The 15,622-nt window shown below is 70.2% G+C and carries 5 protein-coding genes; 2 read left to right on the top strand and 3 right to left on the bottom strand.

Features of this window, described 5'->3' with window-relative positions:
• Positions 1-5 precede the first annotated feature (5 nt).
• On the top strand, positions 6-11,273 hold the full coding sequence (locus P3G67_RS19130; RefSeq protein WP_276094520.1) for a type I polyketide synthase: 11,268 nt from the start codon (positions 6-8) through the stop codon (positions 11,271-11,273).
• Between the two features lie 62 nt (positions 11,274-11,335).
• Here P3G67_RS19130 and P3G67_RS19125 read toward each other — a convergent pair whose 3' ends face one another.
• The 3 genes from P3G67_RS19125 to P3G67_RS19115 all read right to left on the bottom strand — a co-directional run bounded on the left by P3G67_RS19125 (position 11,336) and on the right by P3G67_RS19115 (position 14,331).
• The gene (locus P3G67_RS19125) at positions 11,336-12,289 is read right to left on the bottom strand and encodes an ACP S-malonyltransferase (protein WP_276094519.1); all 954 of its coding nucleotides are present in this window, start codon (positions 12,287-12,289) and stop codon (positions 11,336-11,338) included.
• A gap of 99 nt (positions 12,290-12,388) precedes the next feature.
• Complete coding sequence (locus tag P3G67_RS19120; protein WP_269859609.1) at positions 12,389-13,285, bottom strand: ABC transporter permease; 897 nt, start codon at positions 13,283-13,285, stop codon at positions 12,389-12,391.
• Entirely contained in the window at positions 13,282-14,331 is a 1,050-nt protein-coding gene (locus P3G67_RS19115) for an ABC transporter ATP-binding protein (protein WP_276094518.1), read from the bottom strand. The genes P3G67_RS19120 and P3G67_RS19115 overlap by 4 nt, the downstream gene beginning before the upstream one ends.
• Before the next feature lie 283 nt (positions 14,332-14,614).
• Here P3G67_RS19115 and rfbD point away from each other — a divergent pair, with 283 nt between their 5' ends.
• A complete protein-coding gene (gene rfbD, locus P3G67_RS19110) occupies positions 14,615-15,622 on the top strand; it encodes a dTDP-4-dehydrorhamnose reductase (protein WP_276094517.1) in 1,008 nt (335 codons plus the stop codon).

The following is a 15,622-nucleotide window of genomic DNA, read 5'->3' as shown; positions in this document are numbered from 1 at the left end:
CACGTATGAACGAGGAAAAGCTCCGTTACTTTCTCAAGCGGGTGACGGCCGATCTCCATGAGACGCGGCGCCGCTTGCAGGAAGTCGAGTCGGGCGAGCAGGAGCCGATCGCGATCGTCGGGATGAGCTGCCGCTACCCGGGCGGAGTCCAGTCGCCCGAGGATCTGTGGCGGCTGGTCGCCGAAGGTGGGGACGCCGTTTCCGGCTTCCCCACCGACCGCGGCTGGGACATCGAGCGGCTCTTTGACGACGACCCCGACCAGCAGGGCACCAGCTACGTCAGCGAGGGCGGATTCCTCCACGAGGCCAACCAGTTCGACCCGGCCTTCTTCGGCATCAGCCCGCGCGAGGCACTGGCGATGGACCCGCAGCAGCGGCTGCTGCTGGAGACCACCTGGGAGGTGTTCGAGCGGGCCGGGATCGACCCGGCCTCGGTGCGCGGCAGCCGTACCGGTGTCTTCGCGGGCGTGATGTACCACGACTACACCTCGCGGCTGCGCGCCGTCCCCGAGGGCGTCGAGGGCTACCTGGGCACCGGAGGATCCAGCAGCATCGCCTCCGGCCGGGTGTCGTACACGTTCGGCCTTGAGGGTCCGGCGGTGACGGTCGACACCGCGTGCTCGTCGTCGCTGGTCACCCTGCATCTCGCGGTACAGGCGCTGCGCAACGGGGAGTGCTCGCTGGCGTTGGCGGGTGGTGTCACCGTGATGCCCACTCCCGGTACGTTCACCGAGTTCAGCCGCCAGCGTGGCTTGTCGTTCGACGGCCGCTGCAAGTCCTTTGCCGCCGCGGCCGACGGTACGGGCTGGGGCGAGGGCGTTGGCATGCTGCTCGTTGAGCGGTTGTCGGACGCGCGGAAGCACGGGCATCCGGTGCTTGCGGTCGTGCGCGGTAGTGCGGTCAACCAGGATGGTGCGAGCAACGGTCTTACGGCGCCGAACGGTCCGTCGCAGCAGCGGGTGATCCGGCAGGCGTTGGCGAATGCCCGGTTGACGGCTGCCGATGTGGATGTGGTGGAGGCGCACGGTACGGGTACCACGCTGGGTGATCCGATCGAGGCGCAGGCGCTGCTTGCCACCTATGGGCGGGAGCGTGACGAGGACCAGCCGTTGTGGTTGGGTTCCATCAAGTCGAACATGGGTCATACGCAGGCCGCCGCCGGTGTCGCCGGGATCATCAAGATGGTGATGGCGATGCGGCATGGTGTGCTGCCGAAGACGTTGCACGTGGACGAGCCGACGCCGCATGTGGACTGGGCGGCGGGTGCGGTCGAGCTGTTGACGGAGGCGCGGGAGTGGCCGCGGACCGATCGTCCGCGGCGGGCCGCGGTCTCCTCGTTCGGCATCAGCGGCACCAACGCACACCTGATCATCGAACAGGCACCGCAGCTGGAAGCGGAGGAAGCGGCCGAGCAGCCGCGTCCGCTTCCGGTACTGCCATGGGTGCTGTCGGCGAAGTCAGTTGAGGCACTGAGCTCACAGGCCGAGCGCCTGCTGGCCCACCTGACCGCACGGCCGGAACTCGGCGCGGCAGACATCGCTTACTCGCTGGCGGTCACCCGATCCGCGCTGGAACACCGGGCGGCAGTCATCGCGGCCGACCGCCAATCCCTCCTCGACCGGCTCACCAAGCTGGCGGCCGGTGAGTCTCCCGCCGGAGTGGTCCGGGGTACGGCGGACGGCCGAGGCAAGCTCGCGTTCCTGCTCACCGGGCAGGGCAGCCAGCGGATCGGGATGGGCCGGGAGCTGTACGAGGCCTATCCCGTCTTCGCGGCGGCGCTGGACGAGGTGTTTGAGCGGTTCGAACTGCCGCTCAAGGACGTGGTGTTCGGCGCTGACGGCGGTCTGCTGGATCAGACCGCTTACACGCAGCCCGCGTTGTTCGCCGTTGAGGTGGCGCTGTTCCGGTTGGTGGAGTCGTGGGGTCTGAAGCCTGACTTCCTGGCCGGGCACTCGATCGGCGAGCTGGCCGCCGCGCATGTTGCCGGTGTGCTGTCGCTGGAGGACGCCTGCACGTTGGTGGCGGCCCGTGGTCGTCTGATGCAGGAACTCCCCGGCGGCGGCGTGATGGTGGCGGTCCAGGCGGCGGAGGACGAGGTCGTTCCGCTGCTGGTCGAGGGCGTGAGCATCGCCGCGATCAACGGGCCGACGTCGGTCGTCATCGCCGGTGACGAGGCTGCGGCCCTGGAGATCGCCACTGGTTTCGAGGCGCGGGGCCGTAAGACCAAGCGCCTCACCGTCAGCCACGCGTTCCACTCGTCGCACATGGACGGCATGCTGGCCGCGTTCCGCAAGGTCGCCGAGGGCCTGACGTACGAGGCCCCCCGTATCCCCATCGTCTCCACCCTCACCGGCACGTTGGCCACCGCCGAGGACATCTGCCTGCCCGACTACTGGGTCCGGCACGTCCGCGAGGCCGTCCGCTTCCTCGACGGCATCCAGGCGCTGGAAGCCCAGAACGTCAGCACGTTCATCGAGCTGGGCCCGAACGGCGTGTTGTCCGCCATGGCACAGGACTGCGTCGCGGACATCGACGGCAAGGCGTTCCTCGCCGTACTGCGCGACGGCCGCCCGGAGCCGGAATCGCTGACCGTTGCCCTGACCGAAGCCCATGTGCGTGGGGTGGCCGTTGACTGGGCCGGGTACTTCGACGGCTCGGGCGCGGTCCGGGTGGATCTCCCCACCTATGCCTTCCAGCACCAGCACTACTGGCTGGACGCGGGTACCGCCGTTGGCGATGTGACCTCGGCCGGTCTGCGTTCGGCGGAGCATCCGTTGCTGGGCGCCGCGGTGTCGCTGGCGGACGCTGAAGGGTTCCTGTTCACCGGCCGTCTGTCGCTTGACACACATCCGTGGCTTGCCGATCACGCCGTGATGGGCGCGGTACTGCTGCCCGGCACCGCGTTCGTCGAACTCGCCGTGCGCGCCGGGGACCAGGTGGGCTGTGACCTGGTGGAGGAACTCACCCTGGAGTCACCGCTGGTGCTGCCCGAGCGGGGTGGGGTGCAACTCCAGATCGTGATGGGTTCCCCGGACAACGCCGGTCGCCGGTCCATCACCTTCCACTCCCGTGCCGACCACGCCTCGGAAGAGGAACCGTGGCTGCGGCATGCGACGGGTGTGCTGGCCGAGGGCGCGTCGAAGGCGTCGTTCGACTTCGGCGCGTGGCCTCCGGCCGATGCGCAGTCGGTGACCGTCGACGGGTTGTACGAGGGCCTGGCGGCTTCCGGTTTCGCCTACGGGCCGGTGTTCCAGGGCCTGCGGGCCGCCTGGCGGCGCGGCGATGAGGTCTTCGCCGAGGTCGCCCTGCCGGAGGGCGCCGGGGACGCGGGCTTCGGCCTGCATCCGGCGCTACTGGATGCGGCGTTGCACGGCATCGGACTCGGTGGACTGGTCGAGGAGACCGGGCAGGGGCGGTTGCCGTTCTCCTGGTCGGGGGTGGCCCTGCACGCGGTCGGCGCGTCGGCGCTGCGGGTGCGGTTGGCTTCGGCCGGGCGGGACGCGGTGTCGCTGGAGATCGCCGACGCGGCGGGTGCGCCGGTGGCGTCGGTGGACGCGCTGGCCCTGCGGTCGGTCTCGCCGGAGCAACTGGGCGGCGGTCGTGGTGGCGTGGCGGAGTCGCTGTTCCGGGTGGAGTGGGCCGAGCTGACGGTGCCGGAGGCGGCCGAGCGGCCGGCGTGTGTGTCGCTTGGGGCCGAGGGGCTGGCTGCGCTGGCGACTCCGGTGCCGGCCAACGTGGTTGTCGACGGTCTGACGTCGGCCGCGGCGGCTTCGGTCGCGGATGTGCATGCGGCGACGCGGCTGGCTTTGGTGTTGCTGCAGGAGTGGCTGGCGGACGAGCGGTTCGCGGACGCACGGCTGGTGTTCGTCACGCGCGGTCCGGAGGATCTGGCGGGTGCGGCGGTACGGGGTCTGGTGCGTTCGGCGCAGTCGGAGAACCCGGGCCGGTTCGTCCTGGTGGACCTCGACCCGTCCGTGTCGAAGCTGGATCCCGCGCTGCTGGGCCTGCCGGAGCAGGAGTTGGCCGTTCGCGACGGTCGCGTACTGACCCCGAGGCTGGTGCGGGCCACGGCTGAGGGCGATGAGGTTGGGTTCGGTGCCGGTGGCACGGTGTTGATCACGGGTGCCAGTGGTGAGTTGGGTGGTGTGTTCGCTCGGCATCTGGTGGGCGAGCGTGGGGTGCGGCATCTGTTGTTGGTGTCGCGTCGGGGGGCTGATGCTCCGGGCGCTGCCGAACTCGCCGCTGAGTTGTCGGAGTTGGGTGCCGAGGTTTCCTGGGCGGCGTGTGATGTGGCGGATCGGGAGGCGTTGGCGGGGGTGCTGGCGGCGGTTCCGGTCGAGCATCCGTTGACGGCCGTTGTGCATACGGCTGGTGTGCTGGATGACGGTGTGATCGGTTCGCTTACCGGGGAGCGTGTCTCCAAGGTGCTGCGGCCGAAGGTGGATGCGGCGTGGAACCTGCATGAGTTGACGCAGGGCTTGGATCTGTCGGCGTTTGTGTTGTTCTCGTCGGCTGCTGGTGTGTTCGGTGGTGCGGGTCAGGGCAACTACGCGGCGGCGAACAGCTTCCTGGACGCGTTGGCGGAGCACCGCAGGTCCCTGGGCCTGGCGGGGAGTTCGTTGGCGTGGGGTCTGTGGTCCACGGGCATGGCGGACTCGGCTGATGTCGAGCGGTTGAACCGTGGTGGTGTCGCCTCGCTGTCGGTGGCTGACGGCACCGCGTTGTTCGATGCGGCCGGGCGTGCCGGGGACGCGTTGCTGGTGCCGATGCGGTTGGACCTGGCCGGGCTGCAGGCTCAGGCGGCTGGTGGCATGCTGCCCCCGCTGCTGCGCGCTCTGGTGCGTACCCCTGCCCGCCGCGCCACCGCCAACACGGCGGCCCCCACCGGAGCGCTGGCACAGCGTCTCGCCGGGCTCCCGGAGGCGGAACGCGGCCGTGCGGTACTGGAGTTGGTCTGCACCCAGGTGGCCGCGGTCCTCGGTCTGACCGGGCCGGAGGAGGTCGAACCGCTGCGTGCCTTCAACGAGGTCGGCTTCGACTCCCTGACCGCCCTCGAACTGCGCAACCGCATGAACGCGGCCACCGGGGTCCGGCTCCCGGCCACCTTGATCTTCGACTACCCGACCCCGACCGCTCTGGCCGACTACCTGGCCGCGGAGTTCCTCGGTGCCCACGCCGACGCCGCCACACCGGTCGTCGCGGCGGCTGTGGCGGCGGATGACGAGCCCATCGCGATCGTGGCGATGAGCTGCCGATTCCCCGGTGGGGTCAAGTCACCGGAAGACCTGTGGCAACTGGTCACCGAGGGCAGGGACGCGATATCCGGCCTGCCGACCGACCGGGGCTGGGACGTGGAGGGGCTGTTCGATCCGGATCCCGACCAGCCGGGGACCAGCTACACCCGCGACGGTGGATTCCTGCACGACGCACACCACTTCGACCCGGTCTTCTTCGGCATCAGCCCCCGCGAGGCGCTGGCCACCGACCCGCAGCAGCGGCTGCTGCTGGAGACCACCTGGGAGGTGTTCGAGCGGGCCGGGATCGACCCGTCGTCGGTGCGCGGCAGTCGTACCGGTGTCTTCGCGGGCGTGATGTACAACGACTACGGCACCCTGCTGCACCGCGCGCCCGACGGGCTTGAGGGCTACATGGGCACCGCCAGTTCCGGCAGCGTGGTGTCGGGCCGGGTGTCGTACACGTTCGGTCTTGAGGGTCCGGCGGTCACGGTCGACACCGCGTGCTCGTCGTCGCTGGTCACCCTGCATCTCGCGGTACAGGCGCTGCGCAACGGCGAGTGCGAACTGGCGCTGGCGGGTGGTGTCACGGTGATGGCCACCCCGGGTACGTTCGTCGCGTTCAGCCGCCAGCGCGGTCTTGCGGCGGACGGCCGCTGCAAGCCGTTCGCCGCTGGTGCGGACGGTACGGCGTGGGGCGAGGGCGTTGGCATGCTGCTCGTTGAGCGGCTGTCGGACGCCCAGCGCAACGGTCACCCCGTGCTGGCCGTGGTCCGTGGCAGTGCGGTCAACCAGGATGGTGCGAGCAACGGTCTTACGGCGCCGAACGGTCCGTCGCAGCAGCGGGTGATCCGGCAGGCGTTGGCGAATGCCCGGTTGACGGCTGCCGATGTGGATGTGGTGGAGGCGCACGGTACGGGTACCACGCTGGGTGATCCGATCGAGGCGCAGGCGCTGCTTGCCACCTATGGGCGGGAGCGTGACGAGGACCAGCCGTTGTGGTTGGGTTCCATCAAGTCGAACATGGGTCATACGCAGGCCGCCGCCGGTGTCGCCGGGATCATCAAGATGGTGATGGCGATGCGGCATGGTGTGCTGCCGAAGACGTTGCACGTGGACGAGCCGACGCCGCATGTGGACTGGGCGGCGGGTGCGGTCGAGCTGTTGACGGAGGCGCGGGAGTGGCCGCGGACCGATCGTCCGCGGCGGGCCGCGGTCTCCTCGTTCGGCATCAGCGGCACCAACGCACACACGATCATCGAACAGGCACCGTCCGTTGCCGATGACCACCAGCCTCCGGTCACGCCGAAGGCGTTGCCCTGGGTGCTTTCGGCCAGGACCGCCGATGCGCTGCGCGCGCAGGCCGACCGGCTACGTGCGCATGTGGCCGCCGATCCGGACCTTGGCCTGGCGGACGTGGGCCTTTCGCTGGCCACCGGGCGCGCGGCGTTCGAGCACCGCGCGGCCGTGGTGGCGGGGGAGCGGGACGGCTTCCTCACCGGTCTGACGGCGCTTGCCGAGGGGCACGGCACGGCGGGCGTCCTCGAAGGCGCGCCCGACTCCGGGAAGTTGGCGTTCCTGTTCACCGGGCAGGGCAGTCAGCGGATCGGGATGGGCCGGGAGCTGTATGAGGCCTATCCCGTCTTCGCCGGGGCGTTGGACGAGGTGTGTGGCCGGTTCGAACTGCCTCTCAAGGAGGTGCTGTTCGGCACCGATGCCGATGCGCTGGACCAGACCGTCCACACGCAGCCCGCGTTGTTCGCGGTCGAGGTGGCGTTGTTCCGGCTCGTTGAGTCGTGGGGTCTGAAGCCTGACTTCCTGGCCGGGCACTCGATCGGTGAGCTGGCCGCCGCGCATGTTGCCGGTGTGTTGTCGCTGGAGGACGCCTGCACGTTGGTGGCCGCTCGCGGCCGTCTGATGCAGGAACTGCCGGGCGGCGGCGTGATGGTGGCGGTTCAGGCGGCGGAGGACGAGGTTGTCCCGCTGCTGGTCGAGGGCGTGAGCATCGCCGCGATCAACGGGCCGACGTCGGTCGTCATCGCCGGTGACGAGGACGCGGCCCTGGAGATCGCCGCGGGCTTCGAGGCGCGGGGCCGTAAGACCAAGCGCCTCACCGTCAGCCACGCCTTCCACTCATCGCACATGGACGGCATGCTGGAGGCGTTCCGCGAGGTAGCTGCGGGCCTGGCGTTCAACGCCCCCCGTATCCCCATCGTCTCCACCCTCACCGGAAAGCTGGTCGCCGCCGACGAGATCGCCGACCCCGACTACTGGACCCGCCACGCCCGCGAGGCGGTCCGCTTCCTCGACGCCGTCCAGGCGCTGGAAGCCCAGAACGTCACGACCTACCTCGAACTCGGGCCGGACGGCGTCCTGTCGGCGATGGCCCAGGACTGCGTGACGCACCCGGAGAAGGCGGCCTTCACACCCACCATCCGCAACGCCCGCCCCGAGCCGGAAGCGATCGCCACCGCCGTCGCCCAGGCCCACATCAAGGGCACCCCAGTCGACTGGCAAGCGTACTTCGCGGGAGCCCGTCGCGTGGACCTTCCCACGTACGCGTTCCAGCACCAGCGCTACTGGATCGACGTCCCTCCCGTAGTGGTGGGCGACGTCACCTCCATCGGCCTGGGGGACGCCGATCACCCGCTGTTGGGCGCGGCTGTGGAGTTGCCGGAGTCCGACGGCATCGTCTTCACCGGCCGACTGGGGCTGCGCACCCACCCATGGCTGGCCGATCACGCGGTGGCCGGAACGGTGTTGCTGCCCGGGACGGCGTTCGTGGAGATGGCGATCCGGGCCGGGGACCAGGTCGGTTGCGACGTACTGGAGGAACTCACCCTCCAAACTCCGCTGATCCTGCCTGAGGACGGCGCGGTGCAACTGCGGCTGTCCGTCGCGGAGCCCGACGGCACCGGCAGGCGCCAGCTGGCCCTGCACTCGCGCCAGCAGGACGCCCCGGCCGACGCGCCGTGGCTCCGGCACGCCAGCGGTGTGCTGGCTGCCGGCTCGGCCCGTCCGGCGCACGACCTCACGGTGTGGCCCCCGGCCGACGCACGGCCGTTGGGCGTCGAGGGCCTCTACGAGCGGTTCGCCGAGGGCGGCTTCGGGTACGGCCCGGCGTTCCAGGGGCTGCGGGCGGCGTGGCGGCGCGGCGACGAGGTCTTCGCCGAACTGCGGCTGCCGCAGGAGCAGCACGCCGACGCCGCCCGGTTCGGGCTGCACCCGGCGCTGCTCGACTCGGCGCTGCACGGCCTGGCCCTGGGTACCTTCACCGGCGAAGCCGAGGGCGCACCGGCGATCCGGCTGCCGTTCTCCTGGACCGGTGTCACCCTGCACGCCAGCGGTGCCGACACGCTGCGGGTGCGGATCGCGCCGGACGCTGACGGTTCGGTGTCGCTGACGGCGGCGGACGAGACGGGCGACCTGGTCGCATCGGTCGAGTCGTTGGCGCTGCGGCAGGTCGATCCGGCCCAACTCGGCGCATCGCAGCCGCAGTTCCATGACTCGCTGTTCCGGGTCGAGTGGACGGCCGTCCAGGCCCAGGAGACGGCCGCGGCCCGGCGTTGGGCCGTGGTCGGCGTCGATCACCTCAAGCTGGCGGCCGTGCTGGAGACCGCAGGCGCCGTGGTCGACGGCTACGCCGATCTGGCCGCCCTGGCCGGTGTCGTACGGGCGGGCAAGCCGATGCCGGACGTGGTCCTGGCGCCCTGCGCTCCGGCCGAGTCCGCCCGGCAGGCGACTCACGGCGCCCTGGCCCTCGTTCAGGGCTGGCTGGCGGAGGAGTCCTTCGAGGGCTCCCGGCTGGTGTTCGTCACCTGTGGCGCGGTTGCCGCGCACGGCGACGCGGGTGTGCCGGATCTGGCGCACGCACCGGTGTGGGGTCTGCTGCGCTCGGCCCAGACGGAGAACCCGGGCGCCTTCACCCTGCTGGATGTCGACGGTCAGGGCGTCTCGTACGCCCTGCTGTCGGCCGCGGTGGCGAACGGCGAGAGCCAACTGGCCGCACGTGAAGGCGGTTTGTACGCGCCGCGCCTGGCCAGGGTTCCCGTCGCCGCCGAGCCGCAGGACCGGCCGTCGTTCGGCCCGGACGGCACCGTGCTGATCACCGGTGCCAGCGGCGCGCTCGGTGGACTGGTCGCCCGGCACCTGGTGGTCGAGCACGGCGTACGGCACCTGCTGCTCACCAGCCGTCGCGGCGCGGCGGCCGAGGGCGCCGCCCAACTGGGCGACGAGCTGGCCGGGTTGGGCGCGGACGTCACCTGGGCGGCCTGTGACGCGGCCGACCGCGAGGCGCTGGCCGAGCTGCTCGCCGACGTGCCCGGGGAACATCCGCTCACCGCGGTCGTGCACACCGCCGGTGTGCTGGACGACGGGCTGATCCCGTCGCTCACCGGGGACCGGATCGACACGGTGTTCCGGCCGAAGGTCGATGCGGCGGTGAACCTGCACGAGCTGACCCGGGACCTGGACCTGACCGCGTTCGTGCTGTTCTCGTCCGCGGCCGGCACCTTCGGCACCCCCGGTCAGGGCAACTACGCGGCGGCCAACGCCTTCCTGGACGCCCTCGCACAGCGGCGTCGCGCCGACGGGCTGCCCGCGGTCTCGCTGGCCTGGGGCCTGTGGGCACAACGCAGCGCGATGACGGGCGAGTTGGCCGACACGGATGTGCGGCGGATGGCCAGGGGCGGTCTGCTGCCGCTGTCCACCGAGCGAGGACTGGCGCTGTTCGACACCGCCTGCGGGCACGCCGACGACGCCGCACTTATCCCGGTGGACCTGGACACCGCGCCGCTGCGCGCCCAGGCGGCGGCCGGTGCGCTGCCCGGTCTCTTCCGCGGGCTGGTACGGGGCGTCGCACGCCGCACCGCACACGCCGGTGGGGCCGTTCAGCCGGAGGCGGGCACGCTGCTGCGGGGTCTGGCCGGGCTGGACGAGGCCGAGCAGGAGGCTGTGCTGCTGGAACTGGTGCGTGAGCAGGTCGCCGTCGTCCTCGGCTACGCGTCGCCGGACGAGGTGAGCGCGGGCCGGGAGTTCCTGGAACTGGGCGTGGACTCGCTGACCGCCGTCGAACTGCGCAACCGGCTGAACGCGGCCACCGGGCTGCGGCTGCCACCGACGCTGCTGTTCGATCAGCCGACGCCGATGCTGACCGCCCAGCGGCTGCGCGCCGAACTGGCCGGTGCCACTCCCGAGGCAGCGGTGGACGGCCCGGCCGAGACCCCTGACGGAGTGTTCGGGGCGATGCTGCGGCAGGCCGGGGAACTGGGTAAGTCCGGTGAGTTCATGGGGCTGTTGATGGAGGCCTCGCGGTTCCGTCCGTCGTTCGGGTCCGCGGCCGAGCTGCGCAAGGCGCCGAGCCTGGTGCGGCTGTCCTCCGGTGAGCGGCAGCCGGGACTGGTCTGCTTCTCCTCGATCCTGTCGATCTCCGGACCGCACCAGTACGCCCGGTTCGCCGCGGGCTTCCGGGGTCGCCGGGACGTGTGGGCGCTGGGCGCGCCCGGCTTCCTCGCCGGGGAGCAGTTGCCGGCCAGCAAGGAGGCGGTGATCGAGGCGCAGGCGCAGGCGGTGGTACGGCACGCTGACGGCAGGCCGTTCGTGCTGCTCGGCCACTCCTCGGGCGGAATGCTGGCGCACGCGGTGGCCGCACGGCTGGAGTCCGAGGGGTCGGCGCCGGAGGCGGTGGTGCTGATCGACATCTACTCGCACGACGATGACGCGATCGTGGGCATCCAGCCGGGCCTGGCGGAGGGGATGAACGAGCGGCAGGAGAGCTACGTGCCGGTCGACGACACCCGGCTGCTGGCGATGGGCGGCTACTTCCGGTTGTTCGGCGACTGGAAGCCGCGGCCGATCAGCACTCCGACGCTGCTGGTGCGGGCGGGGGAGCGGCTGTTCGACTGGTCGAAGGACGGTGACTGGAGGTCCTACTGGGACCTGGAGCACACCGCCGTGGACGTACCGGGCAACCACTTCACGATGATGGAGCGGCACGCCGACACCACCGCGCGGGCGGTGGACGACTGGCTCGGTCGCTGACCGCGGACACCGAAAGGGCCGGGCTCCTCGGAGCCCGGCCCTTTCGGCGTTGGTTGGACGCGTTACCTGGTGCGACCGCGGTCGCGCTCCCGCTCGCGGGAGCGCTTGGTCAGGCCGACCGCCACCACCTCGAAGTTGTCCTTGGTGCAGTCCAGCCGGTGGAAGAGGTTGTCCGGGCCGGTGACGCACACCTTGGTCACCCCGGCGCCCTTCAACGTGGCGACGACAGCACGCCAGTTGATCGGCCGGTCGAAGGTGTCCAGCATCATCGTCCGCATCGCGGCGGCCGAGTTGATGACGGTGCCGTCCTGGTCGGTGACCACCGGCAGCTTCGGGTCGGCCAGTTCGTACGAGGCGAACACCTGCTGCTCGGCCTCACGGCGCAGTGCGGAGAACGCCGGGGCGTGCACCGGGGGCCGCATGGAGTACATGGAGTACCCGCCGGCCTTGCTGATGGCCTGCTTGAGGCCGTCGAGTTCCTTCTCCCGCACCGAGAGCATGTAGAAGCCGTCGTCGAGGTAGCCGGAGAAGTCGTACCACTCGTCGCGCTCGTCGAAGTCGGCCAGGATCTCCTTCAGCCGCTCCTCGGGGGTACGGACGAAGGAGTGGGTGACCACGTCGGTGTACTCGCGACGGAAGAAGTCCTCCTCCAGCCGGGCCAGTTCGACGGTGAGCCGGACCACCTCGGCGAAGGACAGGCTGCCGACGTAGGCCGCCGCCGCCTTCTGCCCGAAGCTCGGGCCGACACAGAAGTCGGGCCTGATGCCCAGGGTCTCCTCGGCCTTGTCGGCCAGGGCCATCGAGTTGACCAGAAAGGCGACCTGGCTGAATTCCGAGTAGTCCTCGGTGGCTTCCCGGAAGTTGTCGAAGACGGAGGTGCCCAGCGCCTCGTCGGCCTCCGCCAGACGGCGCCGGGCGTACGGGTCCAGCATCAGGAACTTGCCCACCTCGGAGAAGCGGGAGGGCCCCATGCCGGGGAACACTATGGCGGTACGCGCCTGCTCGGATGCGGTCATTTCGTGGTGCACGCCCTTACTGTTCTCGGTTGCTCTCCACCACGGCAGGGGCCTTGGGACAAGCCCCAAGGCCCCTGCCAGGGTTCTGCCCGACGGGCATCAGTCCTGCGCCCTCTTGTGGAAGCCGCGGATGCCGATGAAGCCGTAGATCAGCGTGGTCGCCGCGATCGCGCCGACGCAGATCCCCAGCGGAATCGAGTGGGGTCCGCCCTTCGGCAGCAGCAGCCCGCGCATCGCCTCACTGACGTACGTCAGCGGGTTGAAGGCGCACAGGATCTGGAACCACCGGATGTGGGACAGGCTGGCCCACGGGAACTGGGTGGCGCCGGTGAACATGATGGGGGTCAGCGTCATCGCGAAGACGATGCTGATGTGGCGTGCGGGCGCCAGGGTGCCCAGCGTCAGGCCGACCGCGCCGCCCACGATGCCGCCGAGCGTGATGATGCCCAGGGTCGCCGGCATGGTGTGCAGCGGCCAGGAGACATGGTCGAGCAGCCCCAGACCGATCGGGATCATCACCAGCGAGCCGATCACTCCGCGCATCGCGCCGAAGATGATCTTCTCGACGGCCACCAGCGTCACCGGGATCGGCGCCAGCAGCCGGTCCTCGATCTCCTTGGTGTACGAGAAGTCGATGGCCAGCGGAAGCGCGGTGTTCTGCAGCGAGACCAGGAAGCTGTTGAGCGCCACCACACCGGGCAGCAGCACCTGTTGGAACCCCGGGTTGGTGTATCCGAGGTTGCTCAGCACCTTGCCGAAGACGAACAGGATGAAGAACGGCTCGACCAGCACCTGGCCGAGGAACGGCGCCAGCTCCCGGCCGGTGACGAAGACATCCCGCCACAGGATGAAGTAGAACGTCCGCCAGCGGGTCGCCCGGCGCCGGTGCCGTCCGGCACGGGACTGCTGGACGGCGACGACGGTGGCCTCCGACTCCTCGGCGGGCAGCGTCGGCGCGGCCGTGGAATCGGACGTGGAGGTGGGTGCGGTGGTCATCGCATCTCCCTACCGGTCAACTCGACGAAAACGTCTTCCAGGGTCGAATTGCCGACGCTCATGTCCTTGATTTCACAGTTCGCTTCGGCCAGTGCCTTGATGACGGTGGGCAGGATCACCGAGGAGGCGGCGTCGGAGTAGACCTTCAACCGCACGTCCGCCGGCTTGGTTTCGTGGTGGAACTCGAATCCGTTCTCGCCGAACTCGGCGCCTGCGAGCGGATCCTCTTCTTCTTGGCGGACGATCTCGACATTGGCTACCGAATCGATCCGCTTCAGCTTCTGGATAACGCCGTCCGCACCGGACTCCGGTGGTGCGATGGTGACGCTGACCGAGGTGTTGGAGAGCTTCTCCATCAGCGCCTGCGGCGTGTCCAGGGCCAGCAGCCGGCCGTGGTCGATGATTCCGACCCGGTCACAGAGTTTCTCGGCTTCGTCCATGTCGTGGGTGGTGATGACCACCGTCACGCCGCGTTTGCTGAGTTCGGCCACCCGCTCGCGGACGAAGAGCTGGGACTGCGGGTCGAGACCGGTGGCCGGTTCGTCCAGGAACAGCACCCGGGGCCGGTGCATCAGCGCCCGGGCGATCATCACGCGCTGCGCCTGACCACCGGAGACCTCGTCGGAACGGGCGTTGCCGTGATCGGTGAGGCCGACGAACTCCAGGCTCTCGTCGGCCAGTCGGTTGCGCTCGGCGCGCGGCAGACCGTGGTATCCCGCGTGGAACACCAGATTCTGACGAATCGTCAGAGAACGGTCGAGGTTGTTGCGCTGCGGTACGACGGCGAACGACTGGCGGGCCACCGCGGGTTTGGCGACCACGTCGACGCCCTGCACGAACGCCAGCCCACCGGTCGGCGCCACGCGGGTGGTGAGAATGCCGATCGTGGTGGTTTTTCCGGCTCCGTTCGGGCCCAGGAACCCGAAGACCTCACCATGGTTCACGGTGAAGCTGAGGTTGTCCACGGCGGGGTGTTCACGGTCGGGATATTTTTTGACCAGCCCGTCGACTAGGACGGCATAATCCAGCGGACGTATTGTGTTCATTGACCCTGCGAATCAAGCTGGACGCTATAACGGCAGCACCGGCGTTCTGCCGCGAGGGTCGCACGTGCGGCGGGCTGCGTCGTTGTGCGCCGACGGATTGGGGAGCAATATGGTGCGTGCCATGTCTAGCACGACTGCCCGCACCATGGACCTACCGGACCGTTAAGTTAGGGGTTCGTGCCGCTCACTAGGGGTGCTTAGGGGGAAATTCCGGGTGTTGCGACTCCCCGGAATAACCCCATAGCATCGCCGCGTGACCGCGTCGAAGGATTCTGCGCAACAAATGACGGCGGGACATCCGCCGCACGACGCGCCTCGCGATTTCGCGTCCGCCATATCCGTGCCGCCGTCTTCCGCCACCGAGTGCCGCTGGCTGGTGGTGGGCGCGGGCGGCACGCTGGGGCGCGAGGTGACCGCCCGGCTGACCGTTCGAGGCGCCGACACCGTGGCGTTGGGCCGTGCCGAGCTGGACATCAGCGATACCCGCGCGGTCGAGCGAGCCGTCGCCGAACACCGCCCCCGGGTGGTGGTCAACTGCGCCGCGTGGACCGCCGTCGACGACGCGGAGTCCCAGGAGGCCGCCGCCGCGCGGATCAACGCCGACGGTCCGCGCCACCTGGCCCGCGCCTGTGCCGCCTCCGGTGCCCGACTGCTGCACGTCTCCACCGACTACGTGTTCGGCGGCGCCCCCCAGGACTTGGGCACTCCCTACGGTGAACTGGCCTCGCCGGCACCGCACACCGCGTACGGCCGCACCAAACTCGCCGGCGAGCAGGCCGCGTTGGCCGAGCTGCCGCACGCCTCCACCGTGGTGCGCACCGCCTGGCTGTACGGCAGGGCCGCCACCGGCACCGCGACCACCGGCTTCGTCGGCACCATGGCCCGGATCGCGCTTCAGGAGGACCGCACCGTCGACGTGGTGGACGACCAGCACGGCCAGCCCACCTGGGCGGGCGACCTCGCCGAGCGGCTGATCGAACTCGGCGGGCTGCCGCTGGAGCGGTCCACCGGAATCTTCCACGGCACCGGTGGCGGTCACACCACCTGGTACGCGCTGGCCCGTGAGGTGTTCCAACTGGTGGGCGCCGATCCCGAGCGGGTGCGGCGGATCGGCAGCGACCAACTGGTGCGCGCGGCGCGCCGCCCGGCATGGAGCGTGCTGGGCCATGACGGGTGGGCGAAGGCCGGCCTGCCCCCCTTGCGGCACTGGCGCGCGGCGCTCACCGAGGCGCTCACGGACGCGACCGGCCGGGCCGCCGACCCCAAAACCCCGGTAGCGGAGGCGCGTTGA

It is taken from the genome of Streptomyces silvisoli, from assembly GCF_029269905.1.
Taxonomy (GTDB): Bacteria; Actinomycetota; Actinomycetes; order Streptomycetales; family Streptomycetaceae; genus Streptantibioticus_A; species Streptantibioticus_A silvisoli_A.
Note: the sequence above shows the minus strand (reverse complement) of the source record. Positions and strands in the feature narration are given on the sequence as shown.

Bases quoted from the DNA above. Each gene is read 5' to 3' on its own strand.
- P3G67_RS19125 (WP_276094519.1), bottom strand. From the start codon at position 12,289: ATGACCGCATCCGAGCAGGCGCGTACCGCCATAGTGTTCCCCGGCATG.
- P3G67_RS19120 (WP_269859609.1), bottom strand. From the start codon at position 13,285: ATGACCACCGCACCCACCTCCACGTCCGATTCCACGGCCGCGCCGACG.
- P3G67_RS19130 (WP_276094520.1), top strand. From the start codon at position 6: ATGAACGAGGAAAAGCTCCGTTACTTTCTCAAGCGGGTGACGGCCGAT.
- P3G67_RS19115 (WP_276094518.1), bottom strand. From the start codon at position 14,331: ATGAACACAATACGTCCGCTGGATTATGCCGTCCTAGTCGACGGGCTG.
- rfbD (WP_276094517.1), top strand. From the start codon at position 14,615: ATGACGGCGGGACATCCGCCGCACGACGCGCCTCGCGATTTCGCGTCC.